This is a genomic window from Sphingomonas sp. EC-HK361 (assembly GCF_902498785.1).
In the GTDB taxonomy this organism is placed as follows: Bacteria; Pseudomonadota; Alphaproteobacteria; order Sphingomonadales; family Sphingomonadaceae; genus Sphingomonas.
On record NZ_LR701494.1, the window covers coordinates 1,721,843 to 1,744,987 of the forward strand.

Consider the following 23,145-nt stretch of genomic DNA (forward strand, 5'->3'; position numbering starts at 1 on the left):
GATGCGGCTCGACCGGTTCCTGTGGTTCGTGCGCCTCGCCAAGACCCGCGCCTTTGCGCAGGCTATTGCCGAAACCGGCCATTTCCGGATCGACGGCCGAGTGATCGGGCGCGCGCATGCGACCGTGCGCGTCGGCAACGTGCTGACCTACGCGGCGCACGGCCGCGTGCGCGTGATCCGCGTCGCGGCGCTGCCTGCCAGGCGCGGCCCTGCGGTCGAGGCTGCGGCGTGCTATGACGATCTCGATGCGAACGTCTCGCAGGAAAGCACTGGCGATTGACGGAGACAGGCGTGCCGCATAGCAGGCTGTCCATCGTTCGAACGCCGAGGGGAGTGATCCGGCAATGACCTATGTCGTCACCGATGCCTGCATCCGCTGCAAGTATATGGACTGTGTCGAGGTCTGCCCCGTCGACTGTTTCTACGAAGGCGAGAACATGCTCGTCATCAATCCCAGCGAGTGCATCGACTGCGGCGTGTGCGAACCCGAATGCCCGGCCGAGGCGATCCTGCCCGACACCGAGAATGGTCTCGAGCGCTGGCTGGAATTGAACACGACCTTCTCCGCGCAGTGGCCCAACGTCACCCGCAAGAACGACCAGACCCCCGCCGATGCCGACGAGCACAAGGGCGAGGAAGGGAAGTATGACAAATATTTCTCGCCGGAAGCCGGCACAGGCGACTGATCGGGGCGGCTGACCGGCCGCGCCACGACTGCGCCAGAACGAGGGAATTCGCGCGACGGGACAGCTTGACTGACTCATCGGGCTGGTAATTTTATTGCGACTCTGCTATATCGGTCCATGTCGGGCACGTCTGTCGCGCGTTGCCCGCTGGAGACGTACAACCCCCCTCGTCCCGGACCGCCTTTTCGTCGTGGCGAAAGCCGCAGCGAGGCCGCCCGGGTCCGATTCCAGAAAGGTCGCTCATGGCAGCCAAGGCCCTGTCGTTCGATGTCGGTGATTATGTCGTATACCCAAAGCATGGGGTCGGCCGCGTCGTCGAACTGCAGAAACAGGAAATCGCCGGCATGCAGCTGGAACTGTATGTGCTGCGCTTCGAAAAGGAGCGCATGACGCTCCGTGTCCCCACCAACAAGGCCGAGAGCGTCGGCATGCGCAAGCTGTCCAGCGACAAGACGCTGAAGGAAGCGCTCGAGACGCTGAAGGGCAAGCCGCGGGTGAAGCGCACCATGTGGTCCAGGCGTGCGCAAGAATATGAAGCGAAGATCAATTCGGGTGACCTCGTGTCGATCGCCGAAGTGGTCCGCGACCTGTTCCGCGCCGACGACCAACCCGAGCAGAGCTATTCGGAGCGGCAGATCTTCGAAGGCGCGACGAGCCGTCTCGCGCGCGAACTCGCCGCGATGGAAGAGGTGGACGAGCCGACCGCACAGGAGAAGATTCTCGATATCCTGCGCGCCGCCGCTGCCATCTACAACAAGGACAAGGTTCCCGCCTGACGGGGCCTGCATCGCAACGTCGAGGGCGGCTCCTGCGGGGGCCGCCCTTTTCGTTTGCGAAACCGATTCTCTTGTGTATTATTACTACAACACACTAGGGAGAACCCGATGCGCCTGATGATCCTCGCCGCCCTGATCCCGCTGGCCGCGTGCGGCAACGGATCGGACGACACGCCCGGTATCACGGGCACCGGCAGCGGCAACGCGCGCAGCTTTGCGGTCGGCGACTTCACCGGGGTCGAGCTCGCCGGGTCGGACAATGTCGATGTCCGCGTCGGCGCCGCTTTCTCGGTTCGCGCAGAGGGCGACCCGAAGGTGCTCGAGCGGCTGCGCATCCGCAAGGTCGGCGAGACGCTGCGTATCGATCGCCGCAAGGACGCCGGTTTCCACTGGTCGAAGGGCGACGCGATCAAGGTGTATGTGACGATGCCGCGGATCGCGTCCGCAAGCGTCGCCGGTTCGGGCGACATGGCGGTCGACCGCGTGGAGGGGCAGAAGTTCGACGCCTCGGTCGCAGGGTCGGGCAAATTGGGCCTCGCCGCGGTCGCCGTCGATGCGGCAGAAATGAACATCGCGGGATCGGGAACGCTGCGGGCGGCCGGACGGGCGAAGCGCCTGGAGGTCAACATCGCCGGCTCCGGCGATATCGACGCGCCGAGACTGGCGGCCGCCAGCGCGGAGGTTTCGATCGCCGGATCCGGGAACGTGCGTGCCACCGTGAACGGACCGGCCGAAATCTCGATGATGGGGTCGGGCGATGTCGATCTCGGCCCGAACGCGCGGTGCAAGACATCGAAGATGGGTTCGGGGAACGTCCGCTGCGGCTGAGGCCGCTTGCCAGTCGGGGCGGATCGGTGCCAGTTTCGCGCGCATGATCCGCCTCCTCGCGCTCCTCGCACTCCTCCTCCACGCCCCCGCTTTCGCGATCCAGCGGACCTACAGCGTGGGCACCTTCGAGCGGGTTCGCGTCGAGGGACCGTTCGAGGTCCGCATCCGCACCGGCACCTCTCCGGGGGCGACGGCGAGCGGTGATCGCAAGCTCATCGAACAGCTCGATATCGCGGTAAACGGCACCACGCTCGTCGTGCGGCTGGGGCATGAAGGCTGGGGCGAGACGCCGTCCGATGCCCCCTCGACTCCACCGGTCGTTACGCTGACGACGCCGCGCCTCACCGCAATCATTGTCAATGCCGGCGGACGCGTCACTGTCGCTCCGCTGTCGGCGCAGCGCGTCGACCTGTCGGTCACCGGAGCGGGCGCGATCAACGCGAGCGGGGTGAAGGCGGACGAACTCAACGCAGCGGTGATCGGCACAGGCACGCTGGTGCTGGCGGGCACCGCACAGCGCGCACGCCTGAACGCGAACGGCGCCGGTGCGATCGACGCGAGCGCGCTCACCGCCAACGACCTGACCGTGCGGCTCGACGGCCCCGGTGAGATCGGCGCCGCCGCGCGCTACACCGCGCAGGTCAACTCGACCGGGCTGGGCAAGGTGACGGTCACGGGCGACGCCAAGTGCACCGTTCGCGCGCCGGCCGGCGGGCCGGTGGTGTGCGGCACCAGGGCGCTACGCTGACGTCCTAAAGCTGATGCCCGGTTCGGTCGCGTTTGGTCGCGAGGTAGCGGGCGTTGTGCGGGTTTGGCGGCAGCGCGTGTGCCACGCGTTCCACCACCGTGATTCCCGCCGCCTCGAGCCCTGCGACCTTTTGCGGATTGTTCGTCAGCAGCCGCACCCGGTCCTGCCCGAGCAGCGCGAGCATCCGCGCGGCGACGCCGAAATCGCGCGCATCGATCGCGAAGCCCAGCCGCGTGTTCGCATCGACCGTGTCGAACCCCTGATCCTGCAGGGCATAGGCGCGCAGCTTGTTGATGAGCCCGATCCCCCGCCCCTCCTGCCGCAGGTAGAGCAGGATGCCCCAGCCGCTCGCCTCGATCGCGTGGATCGCGGCGTGAAGCTGCGGCCCGCAATCGCATTTCAGGCTGCCGAGCGCGTCGCCCGTAAGGCATTCGCTGTGCAGCCGCACGAGTGGCGGCTGGCCGTTGGGATCGCCGATCAGCAGCGCGATATGCTCGCCCGGCCCCTCCGGCGTGCGGAACGCGACAATCTCGGCATCCTCCGCGCCCGCAACGGGCAAATGCGCGCGTGCCGCGATCGACAGGCGGGCCGCATCCTCGTGCGCATCGATGTCGTCAGCGGCGATCACCACGTCGCCAACGCCGCCTTCGATCACGAAGAACGCCGGCAGCATCCCCACGATTCGCGCAAAGCGCAGCGCAGCGGTCGCATCGGCCGGCGACGGCACCGCGACGGCGCGGAACGGCCCCTTCAACGGTGTCGCCAGGTCGAGCTGCGGGTCAGCGAGCGCGGTCGCAATCGCGAAATCGATCCAGGGCGCACGCTCGACGAAGACGGGAGCATCCGGGGTTGCCGCCTCGATCTGGTTGGCGAGCTTCAACGTCACCGCGCGGCCGGCGGAAAGGAGGACGCCAGCGGTGTCGTCCGGGTCGAACGCCGCGAGCCGCACCGGGTCGGCCGTCTCGACCGGCAGCAGCGCGAGCGCGCCGATCCGGATCGGCCAGCCGCGCCGCAGCGCATCCGCCGCCCGCGCCGCTGCCTTCGCTTCACCCATCAAAAGTCGAACTCGGTCATGATCGGCACATGGTCCGATGGCGTCAGCCAGCCCCGGCAATCCTCGAACACGCGGTGCGATACCGCCGCTTTCGCCACATCGGGGCTCGCCCACATATGGTCGAGCCGGCGCCCGCGATCGGAGGCAGCCCAGTCCTTCGCGCGGTAGCTCCACCAGGTGTAGAGTCGCTCGGGGGCGGGAACGAAGTGGCGACCCAGGTCCACCCAGTCATTTGCGGCTTGCAACCGGGCGAGCGCCGCGACCTCGACGGGCGTGTGGCTGACCACGCCGAGCAGCTGCTTGTGGCTCCAGACATCGGATTTGAGTGGCGCGACGTTGAAGTCTCCGACGAGCAGCGTCGGGCCAGACAAGCCGTCCGACCAATTTGTCATCCGTTCGAGGAAATCGAGCTTCTGGCCAAATTTCGGGTTCACGTCGCGGTCCGGCACGTCCCCGCCCGCAGGCACATAGACATTCTCCAGCCGCAGACCGTTTTCCAGCCGCACCCCGACATGCCGCGCCTCGCGATTGGCCTGCCAGTCAAGCCGATCATCCTCCGCCAGCGGCACGCGGCTGATGATCGCGACTCCGTGGTGCATGCGCTGCCCGTGAAGGATGATGTGCTTGTAACCCATCGCCCGGAACGCGGCGACGGGGAAGTCGCCGTCGATGACCTTCGTTTCCTGAAGGCACAGGATGTCGGGACGCTCGGCGCGCAGGAACTGCTCGACGATGGCGATGCGGAACCGCACCGAATTGATGTTCCAGGAGACGATCTTCACCCGCGGCGATGTAGCGAGGGTGGTAGGTGGTCACAAGCGAGGGCTGGCGGGGCGCCTCTTGGACAAAAGCCCAAGTCGTCGGACGGGCTTTGCCCGCCGTCCGTGCTTGCGCGAGTCCGCGGGCATGGCCCGTGGCCGCGCTACGCAGAAAGGCCCTCGCTCCGGGGGCATGGAACGAGGGCCGACTAGCGTTCGTCACGCAGGCGAACCAGGGTAGCCGGGCAACAGGGGGAAAAATCCCGGAACAGCCCCGATCCGCGAGGTCTTCTCTAGGGGCGCAAACCTGTCGCTCAAATGAACGAACCTGTCAGTTCCGTCCCTTTTTCGTCCGCGGGTCGTTCCAGCGGAACGTGTTGTCGCTCACCTCGCCGCCAAAGCGCTGGTTAGACAGCCGGATCGTCGTGCGGTTGTTCTGGCTGTCGAGCGCGACCCATCCCTGCAGCATCAGGCCTCCCGGCGCCGACGCCTCGCGCGCGAAGACGAGCGTGATACGGCCGAACTCCGGATGCTTGGGATCGTTCGCCTCGACGCTGACGAGCCGCGAATCGCCTGGTACCAGCTTCGCATAACGCGTGATGTCACGCGTCGGATCGAGCAGCACGCCGAGCGGGGAGTTCTTGATCGGCCAGCGCTGCACCTGATTGACCGAATAGTCGATGAAGGTCAGCGCACCACCCTCCGCCACGATCAGCAGCGGCACTCCCTTCTCATACTGGAAGCGCAGCTTGCCGGGCTTCTTCAGCGTCAGCACGCCGGTCAGCACCTTGCCGTTGCGATCGGTCTGGGAGAAATCGGCGGTCATCGTCGTCACCGACTGCAGATGGCGCTGGACGGCGGCGAGATCGCCGGTGGCCTGCGCCTGGACGGGTGCGGCGAGGACGAGGGGCGCGGCAAGCGCGGCGAAGATCATGGGTTTCAGCATGGCACTCCGGTTAGGCACGAGGCGTTGAACAGCCGGTGAACCATGCGCGAACCGTTTCGGTTCCGATACAGGCAGAAGGCGAATGCCGAAGAACGCTGCTGGTGCGGGCGGTCGGGCTCGAACCGACACTCCTTGCGGAACCGGATTTTGAGTCCGGCGCGTCTACCAATTTCACCACGCCCGCACATGTGCGGCGCTAGCCGAAGCAGGGAGGAGCCGCAAGCCTGCCGGTGCAGCGGCGTTTACGAGATATCTCAGGACGATGCCCGACGCTCGCCACAAATTGTGCGCTGGCTGCAGCATCGCATTTTCAAAAAGGGTTTTGGCCGGACCAAGCACATCGACTCAGATCAGATCCCTTCATGCGAAGGCGATTTGCCGGACCTTGTTTGATCCGGCGGACAAGAAACCGCGGCATATCTTATCGCAGCGGGCGCACGTCTCGGCTAATAACGATTGTTAACCATGTCCCGCCTGCGCTGATTGGCCCGACCATGGTTTCGAGAGGTAAGTATATGCGTTCCGATATCGCCAAATTTGCGGCTGTTCCCGCGATCCTCATCGCGTCGACCGCGCTCGGCGGGTGCGCCACCAAGGGCTTCGTCCGCGATCAGATCGCGACCGTCAATTCGCGCATCGACGGCATGGACGGTCGGCTAAGGACGGTCGAGGGCACTTCCGGCCAGGCGCTCACCCAGGCACAGGCCGCCGCAGGTCAGGCGCAGCAGAACGGCCAGCGGATCGATCAGCTCAACGGCCGCGTCGATGGCCTGGAACAGCAGATGCAGCAGCGGCAGCGCAAGCCGCGCGGGTAAGCGAATCACCACACAACACGCTTGCATCGACGGACAGCTCTGCTGAACAAGGCCACCATGTTTACAGAGCTGTTTCGTTTTGCCTGTCGTACGGGCTTGGCCGCCGGGCTGACCGTGGCGCTGCTAGCGCCACAAGCAACGCCGGCGGCCACGACCAAGCCGATCACGCGCGAGCGTAAGGCTAAAACCGCAACGCCCGCCAAGAAGGTCGTCCCGCCGAAAGTCACCTCGACGACGGTGGAGCTTGTGCCATCGGACGCGGCAAGCCGGGTCCTCGCGTGGGTTGCCACCGCGCACGACAATGGCCGCCTGCCCTATGCCGTGATCGACAAGCAGACGGCCTCGCTCTTCCTCTTCAAGGCGAACGGCGAGCCGCTGGGCCAGACGCCCGTCCTGATCGGCGTCGGCGTCGGCGACGACTCCTCCCCGGGCGTGGGCGCCAAGACCCTCGCCGAGATCGGCCCCGCCGAACGTACGACACCCGCAGGCCGCTTCGTGGCGAAGTTCGGCCGCGCCTTCGGTCGCCAGCGCGTGCTCTGGGTCGATTATGCCAATTCCGTCGCGCTGCACGCGGTGATCACCACGAACAAGAAGGAGCGGCGCGTCGAGCGGCTCCTGTCACCGACCGCGGAGGACAACCGCATCACTTTCGGCTGCATCAACGTCGGCACCAGCTTCTACACGGGCAAGCTTCGCCCCCTGTTCCAGAACAAGGGCGGCATCGTCTATATCCTGCCCGACACGAAATCGGTGGACGACGTGTTCCCGCGCGCGCGTTTGCTGCCCTATCTGGAAGCGGCGGCCGGCCAGTGATTTTGTGACGCACACCCGCCGGAGGGAAAGATCATGCTCTTCCTGATGCTCGCCGCTCTGGCCGCCGCGGATCGACCGGTGGTCGTGAGTTCCATCACCAACGATCAGCTGATCGACCAATGCCGCGGCAAGGACGATGATCCCACCGCCAATTTCTGCACCGGTTATATCCTCGGCGAATTCGACGCGTTGTCGCAATCACGCCGAATATGTCCTTCGGCGGAGCGTGCATCGAACATCGCGGTGGTCGCAGTCGTGCGCAAATACCTTCGCAAGCACGGCAAGAAGGCCGTTGGCGCCCCTTCGTTCGTCGTGCGCGATGCGCTGCGCGATGCCTATCCCTGCAAGCGGAAGTAAGACGCGCCCCTCAATTCGTCGGCGCCCTCCGCCGATAACTCAGCGCCTCCGCCACATGGACCCGCCGCACCACGTCCGACCCGCCAAGATCGGCGATCGTGCGCGCGACGCGAAGCACGCGGGTGTAGCCGCGGGCGGACATGCGCATCGCCTCGGCCGCCTGCGCGAGCAGGGCGCGGCCGGGATCGTCCGGCGTACACGTGCGATCGAGCACGGCCCCCTCGGCCCCGGCATTGGTGCGGATGCCGTCATCGGCGAAGCGCGCCTGCTGCACCGCACGGGCGGCGGCGACGCGGGCGGCGACTTCGGCCGACCCTTCGCTGGGCGGCGGCAGGACGAGATCGGCGGCGCTGACTGCCTGCACCTCGACATGCAGGTCGATCCGGTCGAGCAGCGGTCCTGACACCTTCGTCTGGTAATCCGCCGCGCATTTGGGTGCACGCGCGCAGGCCAGGCTTGCGTCGCCAAGATGCCCGCAGCGGCACGGATTCATCGCGGCGACCAGCTGGACGCGCGCTGGAAAAGTGACGTGCGCATTGGCGCGCGCGACACTGACGGTGCCCGTTTCCAGCGGCTGCCGCAGCGAATCGAGTACCGCGCGCTGGAATTCGGGTAACTCGTCGAGGAAGAGGACGCCCATATGCGCGAGGCTGACCTCGCCGGGCTTCACCTTCACCCCGCCGCCGGTCAGCGCCGCCATCGACGCCGAGTGATGCGGGGAGCGAAACGGCCGCGTGCGGGTCAGTCGCCCGCCTTGCAGCGTGCCCGCAACCGACTGGACCATCGACACTTCCAGCGCCTCGGCCGAGTCGAGCGGGGGAAGGATGCCAGGCAAACACGACGCCATCAGCGATTTGCCAGCACCCGGCGGACCGACCATCAGCAGATTGTGCCCGCCGGCCGCCGCGATCTCGAGCGCGCGCTTGGCGGTTTCCTGCCCTTTCACCTGCGCGAGGTCGGGGCCATGCGCGTGATCCTCTACCTCGCCCGGGGCGGGCTGCGCCAGCAGGCCATGGCCCTTGAAATGATTGATGAGCGACAGGAGATCGGCGGGCGCGAGCACCTCGATCTGGCCCGTCCATGCCGCTTCCGATCCCTGCGCCGCCGGGCAGATCAGGTTCTTTCCCTCTCCCGCGGCGTGGATCGCCGCCAGCAGCACGCCGGGCGACGGGGCGATCCGCGCGTCGAGCCCGAGCTCGCCGACGACCACATAATCCGCCAGCATCTCGGCATCGACGACCCCCATCGCCGCCAGCAGCGCGAGTGCGATCGGCAGGTCGAAATGCGAGCCTTCCTTTGGCAGATCGGCGGGCGACAGGTTCACCGTGATGCGTTTGGGCGGCAGCGCCAGACCCATCGCCGCGATCGCGCCGCGCACCCGCTCGCGGCTTTCCGCGACCGCCTTGTCGGCCAGCCCGACGACGTTGAACGCCGGCACCCCGGGTATGAGCTGCACCTGCACCTCGACCGCGCGCGCATCGAGCCCCAGATACGCAACCGTCGATACGATCGAAACCATGCCCCACCCCCGTGCCCGTTCATACGGAGATTTCCGGGACTTGCCATGCCAATCGCGCGCGCTGCCTGTGGTGCGTCTTGCCAAGCCAATACACCTCACCCACATGGCCCGTCGTGAAGGATCGCCACCCCGTCTTGCGAATCGCGCAACTGGTCGCCGGCGTCCTGCTGATCGTCGCAGCGCCGATCGCTTCCCCCCTGCCCGGCCCGGGTGGGATATTGCTCTTTGCCGGCGGCCTCGTCCTCGTCCTGCGCAACTCGCGGTGGGCGCGGGTGCGGTGGGCGCGGCTGAAGCGGGGCTGGCCGCGCACCGGGCAACTCGTCGATCGCGCCATGCGGCGGCCGAGCGCGCTGCGGCGCCACGCGCGCACCAGGGCGGAACGCGCCGCGTTGACTTCGGCGGGTCCGTCGCCTATGCGCACCCCAACAAAGGCCGTCCCCGTGGCGGCCTTATTCAATTCAGTGTCGGGAATGAACGATGAAGCGGACCTTTCAGCCGAGCAACCTGGTGCGGGCACGCCGCCACGGCTTCCGCTCGCGGATGGCGACGGTCGGCGGTCGCGCGGTGATTCGCGCGCGCCGCAACCGCGGCCGCAAGAAGCTGTCGGCCTGATCCGCCAGCCGCTGTCGCGGCTGACCCGCCGATCCGAATATCTGGCAGCCAATGCCGGGCGTCGCGCACCGATGCCCGGCTTTGTGCTGTTGGTGAAGGATCGCGGCGATGGCGATCCGACGATTCGCTACGGCATCACGGTATCGAAAAAGGTCGGCAACGCGGTCGTCCGCAACCGGATGAAGCGCCGCTTCCGCGAACTCGCGCGATCGGTGATCGCAGAACAGGGCGTGGCCGGCGCCGACCATGTTTTGATCGGCCGCCAGAACGGCATCGAGCGCGACTGGGATACGCTCGGCGCGGACCTCGCCAAGGCGCTGGGCAAGCTGAAGCCGCGGACCCCAGCCCGGTGATCGCCCGGCTGCTGATCCTGATTGCGCGCGGGTGGCAGCTCGGCCCTTCGCTCGTCCTGCCCCCGTCCTGCCGCTACCAGCCTTCGTGTTCGGCCTATGCAATAGAGGCGCTTCGCCGCTATGGCGCCGCACGTGGGGGCTGGCTCGCGGTGAAACGCATTGCCCGCTGTCATCCCTGGGGTGGGCACGGTCACGATCCGGTGCCGTGAGATCAAGAGGACTTCCGTGAAGGACGACCAGAAGAATTTCGTGCTGTTCGCGGTGATCGCGGCGCTGATCCTGTTCGGATGGCCGCTGATCCAGAACAAGTTCTTCCCCACCGCCAACCCCCCGGTCACGAAGATCGAGGACGGCAAGACGAAGGTCGTCGCGAACAGGAGCGCCGATCCGACAGCGGATGGCCCCGCCGCCATTCGCGACCGCCGCATCGTGCTGGCCGAATCGCCGCGCGTCGCGATCGATACGCCGCGGCTCAAGGGCTCGATCAACCTCAAGGGCGCGCGGATCGATGACCTTGTGCTCATCGATTACAAGGAAACGATCGCGAAGGATTCGCAACCGATCCGCCTGCTGTCCCCGGCCGGCGCGCCCGATGCGTATTTCGCGGCATTCGGCTGGCGTGACGACGGGTTGAAACCGCCCGCAGCCGACGCCGTCTGGACCGCGTCCTCGCAGGTGCTGGCGCCCGGCCGCCCCGTCACGCTCACCGCTGCGAACGGACAGGGCCAGCGCTTCCGGATCGATCTGTCGGTCGATCAGGATTACATGTTCACGGTCAGGCAGACCGTCGCCAATGGCGGCGCGGGCGCGGTACCGGTCGCGACCTACGGCCTCGTGAACCGCGCCGGCATCTCCAAGGATCCGGACAGCTGGACGATCCACAGCGGACCGATGTCGGTCAATGGCGGCGCTGCGCACTATGCCCCCAATTTCAAGGATGTGGATGCGGCGCCGACCCGCTTCACGACCACCGGGGGCTGGCTCGGCTTTACCGACAAATACTGGCTGACCGCGCTGATTCCCGATCAGACGCGCGCGTTCGACGGACAGTTCCGCGCCGGCGCCAACAAGGCGTATCAGGGCGACGTCGCAAGCGCGCCCAAGCTGCTCCAGCCCGGCCAGCAATTCAGCCAGATTACCCGCTTCTTCGCGGGCGCGAAGGAAGTGAAGCTGCTCGATCGCTACACCGACAAGGAAGGCATCGCCCAGCTCGATTACGCGATCGACTGGGGCTGGTTCCGCATCGTCGAGAAGCCGATCTTCTACTATCTCGACTGGCTGTTCAAACTGCTCGGCAATTTCGGCGTCGCGATCATTCTGCTGACCGTCACGATCAAGCTGATCACCTTCCCGATCGCCCAGCGCCAGTTCGCGTCGATGGCGAACATGCGCGCGATCCAGCCGAAGATGAAGGCGCTGCAGGAACGCTACAAGGACGACAAGGTCCGCCAGCAGCAGGAGGTGATGGCGCTCTACAAGGCGGAGAAGGTCAACCCGCTCGCCGGCTGCCTGCCGACGCTGATCCAGATTCCGATCTTCTACGCGCTCTACAAGGTGTTGCTGCTGACGATCGAAATGCGCCATCAGCCCTTCGTGCTGTGGATCAAGGATCTGTCGGCGCCCGATCCCGCGACGATCCTCAACCTGTTCGGCTACCTGCCCTTCACCCCGCCGCATTTCCTGGCGATCGGTGTGGTGCCCGTCCTGCTCGGCATTTCGATGTTCTTCCAGTTCCGCCTGAACCCGGCGCCGATGGACGACACGCAGAAGCAGGTGTTCGCGCTGATGCCGTGGGTACTGATGTTCGTGATGGCGCCGTTCGCAGTCGGCTTGCAGGTCTACTGGATCACCAACAACTGCCTGTCGATCCTCCAGCAGCGGCTGCTCTATGCGCGCCACCCTGTGCTTAAGCAGGCACCGGCCAAATGATGAGGGCGAAGTGACGTTCGACGACGACCAGATCGAGGCGGCACGCAAGCTCTTCGCGGGACGGATCGACTTCCTGAAGTCCGCGCCTGCGCTCGAGCATCTGCCCGATGCGGTCGCGCCGGAGGTGGCGTTTGCGGGCCGCTCGAACGTCGGCAAGTCGTCGCTGCTGAACGCGCTTGCCGGACGGAAGGCGCTCGCGCGCACGTCGGTGACGCCGGGGCGCACGCAGGAGCTGAACTTCTTCGAAGTCGGTGATCCGCTCGTCTTCCGCCTTGTCGATATGCCCGGCTACGGCTTTGCGAAGGCGCCCAAGGACATCGTGCGCAAGTGGCGGTTCCTGGTGAACGACTTCCTGCGCGGGCGGCAGGTCCTCAAGCGCGCACTCGTGCTGATCGACAGCCGCCACGGCATCAAGGACGTCGACCGCGAAATTCTGGAAATGCTCGACAAGGCGGCCGTCAGCTACCGCTTGGTCCTGACAAAGGCGGACAAGATCAAGGCAAGCGACCTCGCCGCCGTAACCGCGGCGACCGAGACGGAAGCCCGCAAGCGCGCCGCCGCCCATCCCGACATCATCGCCACGTCGAGCGAAACCGGGCTTGGTATCGCCGAACTGCGTGCTGCCGTCGCCGAAGCGATCGGCTAGTCCTTTCTTACAATCTAGACGCCGCGAAAATGACAAATTAGTTAGGTCGCATGGACCTCGAACCGCGCATTCTCACCGCGTTTCTCATCATTGGAGTGATGGCAGTCGTTTGTATTCCGACGGCCCTCCTCACCTTGCGCCGCCGGCACCGCAACAAGCTGCGCCGACGCGGGATCAAGCGCTATGGGCATTAGCGCCCGCTCTGGCGGGGGATGACAGGCTTTCCTACATTGCGCGCTTGACAGTTACGGGAGCGCGCGAATGGCGAAGTGGCACAAGGCAGCGGCGATCGGCGGCGGCATCCTCGCGGCTCTCGGGATCGCAAGCGCGCTTCTGGTGCGTCGTGAGGCGCGAGTCGAACAGCCCGATTTCACGACGGTCGAAACCGACGGCCCGATCGAAATCCGCGATTACGCCGAGCATATCGTCGCGGAGACGACCGAGCAGGGTGACCGGATCGCATCGATGCGCCGCGGCTTTCACAGGCTAGCGGGCTACATCTTTGCCAAGCACCGCGGCGGCGCGGGCGATCATGCCGACGAGACGCCGATTGCGATGACCGCCCCGGTCCTCGCCGATCGGGCCGATGGCGGGCGGTGGCGCACACGCTTCGTGATGCCGGCGCAGTTTACCCGCGATACCCTGCCCCGCCCGGGCAGAGGGGTTACGATCGCGGAGTTGCCCGCTCGCCGGGTCGCCGCGATCCGTTTCGCCGGGAACGGCGGGGACGACGCACTGAACGCCCATGAACGCGATCTGCGACTGTGGCTGGCCAAGCACCATTATCGTCCCACCGGCCCGGCCGAATACGCCTTCTACAATTCGCCGATGATCCCGGCCCCGCTCCGCCGCAACGAAGTCCTGATCCCGATCGCGCGCTAGCATCGGTTGCGTGCCGGACGGGGCACCGCTACCCAACGATCCATGAAGCTCATCATCGGCAACAAAGCCTATTCGTCGTGGAGCCTGCGCGGCTGGCTCGCCTGCAAGCAATCGGGGCTGCCGTTCGAGGAAGTCGTCGTTCCGCTCTACGACGCAGACTGGGACAAACGCCGCGAGGGCGACGAGTTCGCGCCGTCGTCGGGCAAGGTGCCGATCCTGTGGGACGGCGACGATGTGGTCGTGTGGGACAGCCTGGCGATCGTCGAATATCTCGCCGACAAGGTGGGGCGAGACACATTCTGGCCGGCCGATGACGCCGCGCGCGCGATGGCGCGGTCGATGGCCGCCGAGATGCATTCGGGGTTCGCCAATCTGCGCCGCAAGCACAGCATGAACATCCGCCAGACCTTTCCGGCCAAGTCCCCAGACGAGGATGTCCGCGCCGAACTCCAGCGGATCATGGAGCTATGGGCGCAGGCACGCGCGCGCTTCGGCGGCGGCGGGGATTTCCTGTTCGGCGAATTCGGCGCGGCCGATATCATGTTCGCGCCGGTCGTGACCCGCTTCGTGACCTACCAGCTGCCCGTCGCGCGCTTCGCGCTGCCCTATATGGACGCAGTCCTCAACCACCGCTTCATGCAGGACTGGATCGCCGGTGCACAGGAAGAGGAATGGGTGATCGAGCAATATGAGCAGGCGCCGGCCTGAGCGGCGCCTGGCGCACGGGATTGTATCGCGACCCCGCTTCGGCAATGTCCGCTGCCATGACCAGTCCCGATCTGCCAGACGTCGTTGCGCTTGCCAGGGCGCTGATCGGCACTGAGAGCATCACCCCGGCAACGGGCGGCGTGTTCGACGTGCTGGAGGGGGCACTCACGCCGCTGGGGTTCGCGATAGAGCGATTCGTGGCTGGCGAGGCGCCTGACGGGCCGGTCGAAAACCTGATTGCGGTGCGCGAAGGTGGAGGGCCGCACTTCGCCTTTGCCGGGCATGTCGATGTCGTGCCGCCCGGGGCGGGCTGGACCAGCGATGCCTTTGCACCCGAAATCCGCGGCGACCTGCTCTACGGGCGCGGCGCGGTGGACATGAAAGGCGCGATCGCCGCCTTCGTCGCCGCGGTCGCCCGCGCGCAAACCGACGGCACGATCAGCCTCCTCATCACCGGGGACGAGGAAGGACCCGCGATCCACGGCACCGCCGCGATCATCGACCGGCTGCGCGAGCACGGCCTGTCGCCGGACGTCTGTCTCGTGGGAGAGCCGACCTCGGTCGCGCGGCTGGGCGACATGGTGAAGATCGGGCGGCGTGGCTCGGTCAACATCTGGATCAGCGTACCCGGCCGACAGGGTCACGTCGCCTACCCGCACCTCGCCGACAACCCGATCCCGAAGCTCGTTGCCGCGCTCGCCGCGATCGATGCGCTGGTTCTGGACACGGGCAGTGACTGGTTCCAGCCCTCCAATATCGAGCTGACCGATCTGGAGGTCGGCAACCCGGCCACGAACGTCATCCCGGCGCATGCATCAGCGCGGCTCAGCATCCGTTTCAACGACCTGCAGCGCGGCGAAGACCTGGTGCGGCGGATCGAGGCGCTGGTGCATGCCCATGCGCCCGACGCTTCGGTGGTGGCGCGCATTTCCGGCGAGGCGTTCCTGACCGGACCCGGCGCCTTCTCCGCCCTGATCGGCGACGCGGTCGAGGCGCGGACGGGATTGCGGCCCGAACTGTCGACGACGGGCGGTACGTCGGACGCGCGCTTCCTGTCGGCCCTGTGCCCTGTGGTCGAGTTCGGGCTGGTCAACGCGACGATGCACAAGCTCGACGAGGCGGTCGCGATCTCCGACCTGCACATGCTGACCGATATCTATGCCGACATCCTGCGCCGCGTCGCGGGCTGATGCGGCGAACGCTCAGCCGTTGACCGTCCAGCGCTCGCCCTTGCGGCTCCAGTCGAGGAAGGCGTCCTCGTCCATCGGCGCGGCGACCGCATAGCCCTGGATCACGTCGCAGCCGATGACGCGCAGCACGTCGGCCTGCGCCATCGTCTCGATCCCCTCGGCCACCGCTTCGCAGTTCAGCCCGTGGATCAGCGCGATGACCGCCTGCGCGATCGTGCGGGCCTCGGCGCTTTCGGCGATCGGCGCGATCAGCGTGCGGTCGAGCTTGATCCGGTCGATCGGCATCTGGCGAAGCTGCGACAGGTTCGAAAAGCCGGTGCCGAAGCCATCGATCGCGATCGTCGCGCCGTCGCTGCGCAGCGCTGAAATGGCGCGGAGCACGTCAGCGCTGCATCCCATCGCCAGTGTTTCGGTGATCTCCAGTTCCAGCAGCGTCGCGGGCGCCTGCGCCTCGTACATCGCGGCGCGGAGACGACGGAAAAAGCCGGCATTCTCGATCTGGCGAGGGCTGACGTTGATCGCGAGCCGCTGCACGACGCCGGCACGGCCCCAGCGCGCGATAGTCTCGGAAACCGTCTCGACGACCCAGTCGCCGATCTCGACGATCAGGCCGTTTTCCTCCGCGCGGTCGATGAAGCTTCCCGGCATGCGCAGCCCGAGCGAGGGATGATGCCAGCGCAGCAGCGCCTCGGCCGCCACGACATGGTCGCGGTGAAGGTGGATCTGCGGCTGGAAGGCGAGGGAGAACTGACGGTTGTCGATCGCGCGACGCAATTCGCCGTCGAGTCGCGCACGGTCGGCGATCTCGGCGGCAAGCGCATCGCTGAAGCACTCCACACGGCCGCGGCCGAGCGCCTTGGCGTGATACATCGCAATATCGGCGGCGCGCATCAGTTCGTGCAGCGTCGTGCCGTGCAGGGGTCGCTGCGCGACACCGACCGATGCCCCGATCGATACCGGCACATCGCCCAGATCGAATTCCTCGCCCAGCGCGAACAGGACGGAACGCCCGATCCACATCGCGTCCGCCGGGTCGCGCAGCGACGGGAAGAACAGCGTGAACTCATCCCCCGCCAGCCGCCCGATCATCGGCGCCGATGCGCCCGCTTCCCCCACTGCGCGGTCGGCGACGGCGCGCAGGCGGTTTGCGACCATGCCGAGCAGCATGTCGCCCATCGCATGACCCCTTGTATCGTTGACCGCCTTGAACCGATCGAGATCGATGAACAGCAGCGCGGCGCTGGCATCGGCGTCGACCTCGCCAAGCAGCCGCTCGCAGGTGCGGCGGAAATGGGTTCGGTTGGGTAACCCGGTTACGGGATCGAAAAGCGCAAGCCGCTGCACGCTTTCGAGATTCGCCCCCATCTGGGTGAAGAGTCCGTCCATCGCCGCAGAAAGCTCGGGCACCGCCGCGCCGACTGCAGGCGGAACAGCACTCGTCAGGTCGCCGCGCGCTGCGCCGGCCAGCCGGTCGACCGCGATATCGATCGCCTCCGCCGTCGCGCCGATCGCGCGGTGGGCGGACGCCCAGCACATCACCGCGCAGACCATCGCCGGGATGAAGGCGCGGGCGTAATTGCCGATCGCGAGGCTGCCATTGGCGGTGACGAGGAGCGACAGGAAGAACGCGACGCCGCCTGCGCAAAGCGCAAAGACGACCGCACGGTTCTTCAGCTTCGCGCCTTGCATCGCGTTTCCAGGCCCCTCGCTCTCCATCGGACGAACACACCCGATCTGGCCTGTCCTATGGCGGAGAAAGGTTAAGACTTTCGCGAAGCGCGCGGGCGACGGAGCACGATGTAGAGCGCGCCCGTCCCGCCATGACGCGGATGCGCGCCGCGGACGCTTGCGATGGCGTGTGCATGGCGCGACGCCGCCAGCCAGTCGCCGATCGCCGCGCGGATCGCGCCGCGCGCATGCGGACGCTCGCTTTCCGGACGTGGCGGCTTGCCGGTGACGAGCAGCAGGACGCGGTCGCCGCGGGCAATCGCGCGGTCCAGCCCCTGATCGAGCAGCAGGTGCGCGGAATGCAGCGTATGGCCGTGAAGGTCGACCGAACTGTCGGGCTGGATGATGCCGCGTGCGATTCGCCGATCCCATCCGCCGTCGAGCGTGTCGCCCGGCCGCGTTGCCGGTTTGGGCGCCTTCGCGACGGTTGACGGCATGGCTTCAGCCGATGGCGCGACCGCATTGGGCAACGGCTGTTTCGGTGGGTGACTCGCTGCCGGAACCGCGTGGAGCGGCCGGACGCTTGCCATCACCCGCGCCCACAGCGCGGCTTCGTCAGCGTCGAGGTGGCGCGCCGGCATTGCCGCCAATGCCCTGCAACCGCGCAAGCGTGCCGACCGGGAGCAGCAGGAACGCGGTGCCGCGCGCGCTCATCCCGCCAGCGATCGCGCGCGCCTCGTCGCCAGCCCCCCAATAGGTATCGAAACGGTTGGCGCCCTTGATCGCGCCGCCTGTATCCTGCGCCACCCACAGCCCGGTCGCATCGGTGCGGTCCATCGACAGGAAGACGGGCGCGCCCAAGGGCACGAACTTCGTATCGACCGCGACCGACGTCGCATCGGCGACGGGCAGCCCCATCGCGCCGAGCGGCGGGCCGGAGAGTTCGCGGAAGAACACGAAGCTCTTGTTCTCACGCATGATCGCGCGGCCTTCGGTGGGGTGCGCATTGAGCCAAGCGACGATGCCCTGCATCGATGTCTGCCCGGGCTGAAGCAGCCCGCGCCCCTTCATCAGCGCGCCGATGCCTGTGTAATCGCGGCCATTCTGGCTGTCATAGCCGATCCGCATGATCGATCCGTCGGGCAGGCGCAGCAGCCCCGAGCCCTGGATTTGGAGGAAGAAGAACTCGACCGGGTCCTTGGCCCAGGCAAGGATTTTCGCGCGAGTGCCGATCGCGCCATCCTCGATCGCGGTGCGATCGTAATAGGGGATCAGCTTCCTGCCATCCACGCGACCGCGGATCGACTTGCCCTTCAGCGCATCGGAGAACCGGCCCAGATCGACATCGACCAGATCGTCGGGCCGCGCATAGATGGGGGTGTCGTAGCCCGCACGCCGATCCCGCGAGCCGGCGATTTCGGGGATGTAATATCCGGTCGCGAACGCGCGGCCGTCGCCGACCTGCACCGCCTCGAACCAGCGCTGGAAGAAGCTCCGCGCATCGCCCTGGCCCACCTGCGCCGCTGCCGCGCACGCCGGTTGCCAGTCGGCACCCTGAGTCAGTCCGGTCGGGTCGTTCGCGCGGCGCACCAGCGACGGACAGCTCGTCCGGAACGCAGAAAGCGCGCGGGCTGCGTTATCTGGCGTGATGGGCAGCGACGCGATCGAGGGACCGGCGGCCAGACCTGCGGAGGCGGCCGTGCCCGCCCCGGCGGCCGTGACGGCGCTGACCGGCGGCAAGGGCTGCGCGGGCGTGGGCTGACGCACGGGGATGACGTTGCCGACAGTGGTTCCGCCCGCGCTGACAGGCCGGGACGGCGCCTGACCGCCGCCGACACACGCCGACAGCGCCAGCCCTAACGCCAGCGCTATTCCCCCCCGAAGGCGCGTCATGCCTCGTCGGTGTCCGCGAGCTTCCAGTTGGGGTCGTTGCTCTTCAACGTGCGCGCGAAGGTCCAGACATCGTGTGTTTCGACGGCATCGTCAGTCGAGCCTGCGATCACATTCCCGTCCCCGTCGCGCGTCACCGCGGCGATATCGGCATCGAAGCGAATCGTGATCCGCGCATCGCGGCCGAGGACCGCTGCATCCGAAATGACCGCGCGCTCGATCGACACGAGGCGATTGTCGAGCACATGCCCCGCCTCACCCCGCGCGCGGATCGCCTCGGCAAAGGCATTTGCGACGTCGGGTTCGACCAGATGCGACAAAGTGTCCTCGTCACCCTTCCAATAGGCTTCGAGGGTCATGCGATACGCCGCTTGCGCGCCTTCCAGAAAACGGGTGACGTCGAAGCCGGGTTCGGCAGCGACGATCGCGCGCAATCCGGCAGTCGCCGAATCCTCGACATTGCGGTTCGCCGGCTCGCGCACCTCGGGGGTCACATCGACCGTGCGAGTCACGGCGCGCACCGGCGCGCGCTCCTCCGCGGGCTTGGGCAAGGGCTGCTCATGCCCCGTGCGTCGGCCGAGAACCGAATAGAGACGCAACGCCAAAAAACCGGCGACCATCGCAAGAAGCACTAAATAAAACACTTGTCCTCCGAGTAGGCGCTCGACGCCCAACATAGGCGTGAAGTTCCCGTCTTTCAAACGAAGCCGGCGTCCGCATGATTGAAACGCCCCCTTCGCCCTGCTAGGCGCGACGCGAAACCGGGGTCTGTCGTGCCGAAAAGGCGCCGCGCCCCGCAACGACTTCTCGATTTCGCAGGGGACTTGGCGCAAAAATGGACGACCAGAACGATTTCAACGCCGATGCCGGCGCTCCGCTTCCCAACGGCGAAGATACCAGCCCCGCGGCCGGCCTCATCTCGCAATATGTGAAGGACCTCTCGTTCGAGAACCCCAATGCGCCGGCGATCTACCAGAATCCGAACGCACCGCAGATCAACGTCCAGTTCGATATCGGCGCCAATCAGGTCGGCGACGATGTCCACGAGGTCGCGCTGAAGATCGAAATCCGCGCCGAGAGCGACGGCCAGGTCGCGTTCCTGGTCGAACTTTCCTATGCGGGGCTGTTCGGGCTGCGCAACATTCCGGCCGAGCACGTCCAGCCCTTCCTGCTCGGTGAGGCGCCACGCCTGCTCTTCCCGTTCGCGCGGCGCGTCGTCGCCGACACGATCCGCGACGGCGGCTTCCCGCCTCTGCTGCTCGAGCCGATCGATTTCGGCGGTCTTTACATGCAGCAGGCAGCGCAGCAGGGCGCGGGTACCGAAACCGGCGAGATCGGCCAGGCGTGACGCCGGTTCGGCCCTGAAGGGCTAAACGGCCATGAACCTTGCCAAGGCCCTGGGATCGGTCGGCGGGCTTACCCTCGCCAGCCGGGTCCTGGGGCTTGTCCGCGATTCGCTGTTCGCGCGGTTCGTCGGCGCGGGCTTCGCGTCGGACGCGTTCCTGATCGCGTTCCGCCTGCCCAACATGTTCCGCGCGTTGTTTGCGGAAGGCGCGTTCAGCGCGGCGTTCATCCCGATGTTCAACAAGAAGGTCGCGGACCCGCAAGGCAAGGGTCTGCCCGACGGCATCACCTTCGCGCAGGACGCGCTCTCGATCCTGCTACCCGTGCTGATCGGCATGCTCGTGCTGCTGGAGGTCGCAGCCTGGCCGATCACATGGGCGATGACGCTCGGCTTCAAGGAGGCGAGCCACGACCAGTTCGCCTTCACCGTCTATCTCGCGCGGCTGACCTTTCCCTATCTGCTGCTCATCAGCCTCGTCTCGCTGCTCGGCGGCATCCTCAATTCGCTCCACAAATTCTGGGTCAATGCGGCCGCACCGATCCTGCTCAACGCGACGCTCATCGCAGCGCTCCTTCTCTTCCACGATCATGAGGCGCTGCTGACCGCGCGTAACCAGGCGATCGCGGTGAGCGTCTCGGGTGTGCTGCAGCTGCTGTGGCTCTGGCACGCCTGCCGCCGCGCGGGCGTCTCGCTGAAGATCAAGCGCCCACAGATCAACGCCGACGTGAAGCGGCTGCTGTCGCTCATCTGGCCTGCCGCAGCGGGCGCGGGCGCGGTGCAGATCAACCTCGTCGTATCGACCGCGCTCGCCGCGAAATTTCTCAACGCCGGCTCGGTCAGCTACATCTATTTCGCCGACCGGCTGAACCAGCTGCCGCTCGGACTCATCGGTATCGGGCTCGGCACGGTCCTCCTGCCGACAATCTCGGCTCAGCTCGGTCGTGGCGACGACGGCCAGGCGATGCAGACGCAGAACCGCGGGCTCGAGCTCGCGCTGTTCCTGACGCTGCCCGCGACCATCGCGCTGTGCGTGTGCGGCGTCCCCATCGTCGCGGCGTTGTTCCAGCACGGCAAGTTTACCGAAACCAACACCCTCTTCACCGCACAGGCGCTCGCCGCCTTCTCGATCGGGCTGCCGTCCTACATCCTCGTGAAGGTCCTGACGCCGGGCTATTATGCCCGCCACGATACGCGCACGCCGGTGCGATACGCGACGATGTCGATGGTCGTGAACCTTGTCCTCAACCTCGTCTTCATCGTGCCGCTGAAGCATATGGGTCCTCCGCTCGCGACCGCGATCGCGTCCAGCGTCAACGTCGCGATGCTCTGGCGCACGCTCGTCAAGCGCGGGCATTTCGTCGCCGATGCGCAGTTGCGCCGCCGCGCGTGGCGCCTCGCGCTCGCCGCGATCCTGATGGGGGCCGTGATGGGGTTCGCGAACGCGCTCTTCGTGCCCTACACCACCGGTCCCAGCCTCACGCGCTGGGCGGCGATGTTCGTGCTGGTCGCGCTCGGCGGCCTCGTCTATCTCGCCGCGACCTTCCTGTTCGGGGCGCTCCGCCTCGCCGATGTGAAGGCGCTCGTTTCTCGAAGAAAGTAGATCATGCGCGTCGTATCCGGCATCAAGCCCACCGGAAATCTCCACCTCGGCAACTATCTCGGCGCCGTGAAACAGTGGGTGGCGATGCAGGACGACGTGCAGGCCCAGGGTGGCGAGACGCTGTACTTCATCGCCGATCTTCACGGCCTGACCGAGTTCATCGCGCCGTCCGAACTGGCCGCGAACACGATCGAGATGACCGCGACGCTCATCGCGGCCGGCATCGATCCGGCCCGGTCGACATTGTTCAACCAGACGCGCGTGCCCGCGCATTCGGAGCTGACCTGGCTCCTGAACAACGTCGCGCGCGTCGGCTGGCTGAACCGCATGACCCAGTTCAAGGACAAGGCCGGCAAGAACCGCGAAGGCGCAAGCGTCGGGCTCTATGATTACCCGGTGCTGATGGCCGCCGACGTCCTGCTCTACAACGCCACGCATGTGCCGGTGGGGGAGGACCAGAAGCAGCATCTCGAGCTCGCGCGCGACATCGCAACGAAGTTCAATACCGATTACGGCGTCGATCTGTTCACCTTGCCTGAACCCCTGGTCAGCGCGGCCGCACCGCGGATCATGTCGCTGCGCGACGCGAGCATGAAGATGTCGAAATCGAACCCGTCCGAAATGTCGCTGGTGAAGCTCATCGACAGCGACGACGTGATCGCCGACAAGTTCCGCAAGGCCAAAACCGATCCCGACGCGCTTCCCGGCACGCCCGAGGGTCTGGAAGGCCGTACCGAGGCGCGCAATCTCGTCACGATCTTCGCCGCGCTCGCCGATCGCACGCCAGCGGATGTGCTCGCGGAGTATGAGGGCAAGGGGTTCGGACAGTTCAAGCCAGCGCTTGCCGATCTCGCCGTCAGCGTCCTCGGCCCGATCCGCGACCGCCTGGTCCGCCTGCTCGACGACCGCGCGGAAGTGGGCGCGATCCTGGAGCGCGGCGCAGCGAAGGCGCGCGATTTCGCAGCGCCCATCCTGGTCGGGGCGCAGCGCGCGATGGGATTGCAGGTCTAACTCCCCGTCAG

At 66.6% G+C, this 23,145-nt stretch carries 28 protein-coding genes and 1 tRNA gene; 20 read left to right on the forward strand and 9 right to left on the reverse strand.

Annotation, left to right across the window (positions count from 1 at the left end; translation table 11 throughout):
* Nucleotide 1 precedes the first annotated feature (1 nt).
* The 5 genes from BOS5A_RS15725 (at nt 2) to BOS5A_RS15745 (ending at nt 3,038) form a co-directional block, all read left to right on the forward strand.
* Nucleotides 2–280: an RNA-binding S4 domain-containing protein gene (locus BOS5A_RS15725; RefSeq protein WP_151956040.1), complete on the forward strand. Its 279-nt coding sequence runs from the start codon at nt 2–4 to the stop codon at nt 278–280.
* Nucleotides 281–344: 64 nt separating this feature from the next.
* Nucleotides 345–686, forward strand: coding sequence for a ferredoxin FdxA (fdxA, locus tag BOS5A_RS15730; RefSeq protein ID WP_151955831.1), 342 nt, complete (start codon nt 345–347; stop codon nt 684–686).
* Between the two features lie 242 nt (nt 687–928).
* Nucleotides 929–1,462, forward strand: coding sequence for a CarD family transcriptional regulator (locus BOS5A_RS15735; protein WP_151955832.1), 534 nt, complete (start codon nt 929–931; stop codon nt 1,460–1,462).
* 108 nt (nt 1,463–1,570) lie between these two features.
* Nucleotides 1,571–2,290: a head GIN domain-containing protein gene (locus BOS5A_RS15740; protein ID WP_151955833.1), complete on the forward strand. Its 720-nt coding sequence runs from the start codon at nt 1,571–1,573 to the stop codon at nt 2,288–2,290.
* Nucleotides 2,291–2,333: 43 nt separating this feature from the next.
* A complete protein-coding gene (locus BOS5A_RS15745; RefSeq protein ID WP_151955834.1) occupies nt 2,334–3,038 on the forward strand; it encodes a head GIN domain-containing protein in 705 nt (234 codons plus the stop codon).
* A gap of 4 nt (nt 3,039–3,042) precedes the next feature.
* Here BOS5A_RS15745 and ribA read toward each other — a convergent pair whose 3' ends face one another.
* The 4 genes from ribA to BOS5A_RS15765 form a co-directional block, all read right to left on the reverse strand.
* Nucleotides 3,043–4,092, reverse strand: coding sequence for a GTP cyclohydrolase II (gene ribA, locus BOS5A_RS15750; RefSeq protein WP_151955835.1), 1,050 nt, complete (start codon nt 4,090–4,092; stop codon nt 3,043–3,045).
* The gene (locus BOS5A_RS15755) at nt 4,092–4,874 is read right to left on the reverse strand and encodes an exodeoxyribonuclease III (RefSeq protein WP_151955836.1); all 783 of its coding nucleotides are present in this window, start codon (nt 4,872–4,874) and stop codon (nt 4,092–4,094) included. The genes ribA and BOS5A_RS15755 overlap by 1 nt, the downstream gene beginning before the upstream one ends.
* A 307-nt stretch (nt 4,875–5,181) precedes the next feature.
* On the reverse strand, nt 5,182–5,796 hold the full coding sequence (locus tag BOS5A_RS15760) for a LolA family protein (RefSeq protein WP_199857402.1): 615 nt from the start codon (nt 5,794–5,796) through the stop codon (nt 5,182–5,184).
* 99 nt (nt 5,797–5,895) lie between these two features.
* Nucleotides 5,896–5,980: transfer RNA gene (locus BOS5A_RS15765), tRNA-Leu, on the reverse strand.
* A 331-nt stretch (nt 5,981–6,311) separates the two neighbouring features.
* On the opposite strand from BOS5A_RS15765, the gene BOS5A_RS15770 reads away from it, so the two are divergent.
* From BOS5A_RS15770 to BOS5A_RS15780, 3 genes are all read left to right on the forward strand, one after another.
* Nucleotides 6,312–6,611 (forward strand): hypothetical protein, encoded by a 300-nt coding sequence (locus BOS5A_RS15770; protein WP_151955837.1) that lies wholly within the window; start codon nt 6,312–6,314, stop codon nt 6,609–6,611.
* Nucleotides 6,612–6,707: 96 nt separating this feature from the next.
* Complete coding sequence (locus tag BOS5A_RS15775; RefSeq protein WP_234419376.1) at nt 6,708–7,424, forward strand: hypothetical protein; 717 nt, start codon at nt 6,708–6,710, stop codon at nt 7,422–7,424.
* Between the two features lie 33 nt (nt 7,425–7,457).
* On the forward strand, nt 7,458–7,781 hold the full coding sequence (locus BOS5A_RS15780) for a Rap1a/Tai family immunity protein (RefSeq protein ID WP_151955839.1): 324 nt from the start codon (nt 7,458–7,460) through the stop codon (nt 7,779–7,781).
* A gap of 10 nt (nt 7,782–7,791) precedes the next feature.
* Here the strand turns inward: BOS5A_RS15780 and BOS5A_RS15785 are convergent, their stop codons facing one another.
* On the reverse strand, nt 7,792–9,300 hold the full coding sequence (locus tag BOS5A_RS15785) for a YifB family Mg chelatase-like AAA ATPase (protein ID WP_151955840.1): 1,509 nt from the start codon (nt 9,298–9,300) through the stop codon (nt 7,792–7,794).
* A 477-nt stretch (nt 9,301–9,777) separates the two neighbouring features.
* Here BOS5A_RS15785 and rpmH point away from each other — a divergent pair, with 477 nt between their 5' ends.
* The 9 genes from rpmH (at nt 9,778) to dapE (ending at nt 15,620) form a co-directional block, all read left to right on the forward strand.
* On the forward strand, nt 9,778–9,912 hold the full coding sequence (gene rpmH / locus BOS5A_RS15790) for a 50S ribosomal protein L34 (protein WP_151956042.1): 135 nt from the start codon (nt 9,778–9,780) through the stop codon (nt 9,910–9,912).
* A 71-nt stretch (nt 9,913–9,983) separates the two neighbouring features.
* Nucleotides 9,984–10,265, forward strand: a complete 282-nt coding sequence (gene rnpA / locus BOS5A_RS15795) for a ribonuclease P protein component (protein ID WP_234419377.1) — start codon at nt 9,984–9,986, stop codon at nt 10,263–10,265.
* Entirely contained in the window at nt 10,262–10,474 is a 213-nt protein-coding gene (gene yidD, locus BOS5A_RS15800) for a membrane protein insertion efficiency factor YidD (RefSeq protein ID WP_151955841.1), read from the forward strand. The genes rnpA and yidD overlap by 4 nt, the downstream gene beginning before the upstream one ends.
* 16 nt (nt 10,475–10,490) lie before the next feature.
* Nucleotides 10,491–12,194 carry a membrane protein insertase YidC gene (gene yidC / locus BOS5A_RS15805; protein ID WP_151955842.1) on the forward strand — a complete coding sequence of 568 codons (1,704 nt, stop codon included), beginning with the start codon at nt 10,491–10,493 and terminating at the stop codon, nt 12,192–12,194.
* Nucleotides 12,195–12,204: 10 nt separating this feature from the next.
* Complete coding sequence (yihA, locus tag BOS5A_RS15810; RefSeq protein ID WP_151955843.1) at nt 12,205–12,840, forward strand: ribosome biogenesis GTP-binding protein YihA/YsxC; 636 nt, start codon at nt 12,205–12,207, stop codon at nt 12,838–12,840.
* 50 nt (nt 12,841–12,890) lie between these two features.
* Entirely contained in the window at nt 12,891–13,034 is a 144-nt protein-coding gene (locus BOS5A_RS15815) for a hypothetical protein (protein WP_199857404.1), read from the forward strand.
* 67 nt (nt 13,035–13,101) lie between these two features.
* Nucleotides 13,102–13,722: an SOUL family heme-binding protein gene (locus BOS5A_RS15820; protein ID WP_151955844.1), complete on the forward strand. Its 621-nt coding sequence runs from the start codon at nt 13,102–13,104 to the stop codon at nt 13,720–13,722.
* Between the two features lie 42 nt (nt 13,723–13,764).
* Complete coding sequence (locus BOS5A_RS15825; RefSeq protein WP_151955845.1) at nt 13,765–14,430, forward strand: glutathione S-transferase; 666 nt, start codon at nt 13,765–13,767, stop codon at nt 14,428–14,430.
* A gap of 56 nt (nt 14,431–14,486) precedes the next feature.
* Complete coding sequence (dapE, locus tag BOS5A_RS15830) at nt 14,487–15,620, forward strand: succinyl-diaminopimelate desuccinylase (RefSeq protein ID WP_151955846.1); 1,134 nt, start codon at nt 14,487–14,489, stop codon at nt 15,618–15,620.
* A 12-nt stretch (nt 15,621–15,632) separates the two neighbouring features.
* Here the strand turns inward: dapE and BOS5A_RS15835 are convergent, their stop codons facing one another.
* From BOS5A_RS15835 to BOS5A_RS15850, 4 genes are all read right to left on the reverse strand, one after another.
* Complete coding sequence (locus tag BOS5A_RS15835) at nt 15,633–17,309, reverse strand: putative bifunctional diguanylate cyclase/phosphodiesterase (protein ID WP_151955847.1); 1,677 nt, start codon at nt 17,307–17,309, stop codon at nt 15,633–15,635.
* Between the two features lie 71 nt (nt 17,310–17,380).
* The gene (locus BOS5A_RS15840; RefSeq protein WP_234419378.1) at nt 17,381–17,929 is read right to left on the reverse strand and encodes a Smr/MutS family protein; all 549 of its coding nucleotides are present in this window, start codon (nt 17,927–17,929) and stop codon (nt 17,381–17,383) included.
* Nucleotides 17,904–19,181, reverse strand: coding sequence for a murein transglycosylase A (gene mltA / locus BOS5A_RS15845; protein WP_151955848.1), 1,278 nt, complete (start codon nt 19,179–19,181; stop codon nt 17,904–17,906). Before mltA ends, BOS5A_RS15840 begins: the two co-directional genes overlap by 26 nt.
* Nucleotides 19,178–19,822 (reverse strand): Tim44/TimA family putative adaptor protein, encoded by a 645-nt coding sequence (locus BOS5A_RS15850; protein ID WP_151955849.1) that lies wholly within the window; start codon nt 19,820–19,822, stop codon nt 19,178–19,180. The genes mltA and BOS5A_RS15850 overlap by 4 nt, the downstream gene beginning before the upstream one ends.
* Before the next feature lie 191 nt (nt 19,823–20,013).
* Here BOS5A_RS15850 and secB point away from each other — a divergent pair, with 191 nt between their 5' ends.
* From secB to trpS, 3 genes are read left to right on the forward strand one after another with little or no spacing between them, the layout of a single operon-like run.
* Entirely contained in the window at nt 20,014–20,526 is a 513-nt protein-coding gene (secB, locus tag BOS5A_RS15855) for a protein-export chaperone SecB (RefSeq protein WP_151955850.1), read from the forward strand.
* Between the two features lie 31 nt (nt 20,527–20,557).
* Nucleotides 20,558–22,123, forward strand: a complete 1,566-nt coding sequence (murJ, locus tag BOS5A_RS15860) for a murein biosynthesis integral membrane protein MurJ (RefSeq protein WP_151955851.1) — start codon at nt 20,558–20,560, stop codon at nt 22,121–22,123.
* Nucleotides 22,124–22,126: 3 nt separating this feature from the next.
* Nucleotides 22,127–23,134 (forward strand): tryptophan--tRNA ligase, encoded by a 1,008-nt coding sequence (gene trpS / locus BOS5A_RS15865; protein WP_151955852.1) that lies wholly within the window; start codon nt 22,127–22,129, stop codon nt 23,132–23,134.
* Nucleotides 23,135–23,145 lie beyond the last annotated feature (11 nt).

What these genes read in the sequence shown, in the direction of transcription:
- BOS5A_RS15725 (WP_151956040.1), top strand. Translation starts at nt 2, where the DNA reads ATGCGGCTCGACCGGTTCCTGTGGTTCGTGCGCCTCGCCAAGACCCGC.
- fdxA (WP_151955831.1), top strand. Translation starts at nt 345, where the DNA reads ATGACCTATGTCGTCACCGATGCCTGCATCCGCTGCAAGTATATGGAC.
- BOS5A_RS15735 (WP_151955832.1), top strand. Translation starts at nt 929, where the DNA reads ATGGCAGCCAAGGCCCTGTCGTTCGATGTCGGTGATTATGTCGTATAC.
- BOS5A_RS15740 (WP_151955833.1), top strand. Translation starts at nt 1,571, where the DNA reads ATGCGCCTGATGATCCTCGCCGCCCTGATCCCGCTGGCCGCGTGCGGC.
- BOS5A_RS15745 (WP_151955834.1), top strand. Translation starts at nt 2,334, where the DNA reads ATGATCCGCCTCCTCGCGCTCCTCGCACTCCTCCTCCACGCCCCCGCT.
- ribA (WP_151955835.1), bottom strand. Translation starts at nt 4,092, where the DNA reads ATGGGTGAAGCGAAGGCAGCGGCGCGGGCGGCGGATGCGCTGCGGCGC.
- BOS5A_RS15760 (WP_199857402.1), bottom strand. Translation starts at nt 5,796, where the DNA reads ATGCTGAAACCCATGATCTTCGCCGCGCTTGCCGCGCCCCTCGTCCTC.
- BOS5A_RS15770 (WP_151955837.1), top strand. Translation starts at nt 6,312, where the DNA reads ATGCGTTCCGATATCGCCAAATTTGCGGCTGTTCCCGCGATCCTCATC.
- BOS5A_RS15780 (WP_151955839.1), top strand. Translation starts at nt 7,458, where the DNA reads ATGCTCTTCCTGATGCTCGCCGCTCTGGCCGCCGCGGATCGACCGGTG.
- BOS5A_RS15785 (WP_151955840.1), bottom strand. Translation starts at nt 9,300, where the DNA reads ATGGTTTCGATCGTATCGACGGTTGCGTATCTGGGGCTCGATGCGCGC.
- rpmH (WP_151956042.1), top strand. Translation starts at nt 9,778, where the DNA reads ATGAAGCGGACCTTTCAGCCGAGCAACCTGGTGCGGGCACGCCGCCAC.
- rnpA (WP_234419377.1), top strand. Translation starts at nt 9,984, where the DNA reads ATGCCCGGCTTTGTGCTGTTGGTGAAGGATCGCGGCGATGGCGATCCG.
- BOS5A_RS15815 (WP_199857404.1), top strand. Translation starts at nt 12,891, where the DNA reads ATGGACCTCGAACCGCGCATTCTCACCGCGTTTCTCATCATTGGAGTG.
- BOS5A_RS15820 (WP_151955844.1), top strand. Translation starts at nt 13,102, where the DNA reads ATGGCGAAGTGGCACAAGGCAGCGGCGATCGGCGGCGGCATCCTCGCG.
- BOS5A_RS15825 (WP_151955845.1), top strand. Translation starts at nt 13,765, where the DNA reads ATGAAGCTCATCATCGGCAACAAAGCCTATTCGTCGTGGAGCCTGCGC.
- dapE (WP_151955846.1), top strand. Translation starts at nt 14,487, where the DNA reads ATGACCAGTCCCGATCTGCCAGACGTCGTTGCGCTTGCCAGGGCGCTG.
- BOS5A_RS15835 (WP_151955847.1), bottom strand. Translation starts at nt 17,309, where the DNA reads ATGCAAGGCGCGAAGCTGAAGAACCGTGCGGTCGTCTTTGCGCTTTGC.
- BOS5A_RS15840 (WP_234419378.1), bottom strand. Translation starts at nt 17,929, where the DNA reads ATGCCGGCGCGCCACCTCGACGCTGACGAAGCCGCGCTGTGGGCGCGG.
- mltA (WP_151955848.1), bottom strand. Translation starts at nt 19,181, where the DNA reads ATGACGCGCCTTCGGGGGGGAATAGCGCTGGCGTTAGGGCTGGCGCTG.
- secB (WP_151955850.1), top strand. Translation starts at nt 20,014, where the DNA reads ATGGACGACCAGAACGATTTCAACGCCGATGCCGGCGCTCCGCTTCCC.
- murJ (WP_151955851.1), top strand. Translation starts at nt 20,558, where the DNA reads ATGAACCTTGCCAAGGCCCTGGGATCGGTCGGCGGGCTTACCCTCGCC.
- trpS (WP_151955852.1), top strand. Translation starts at nt 22,127, where the DNA reads ATGCGCGTCGTATCCGGCATCAAGCCCACCGGAAATCTCCACCTCGGC.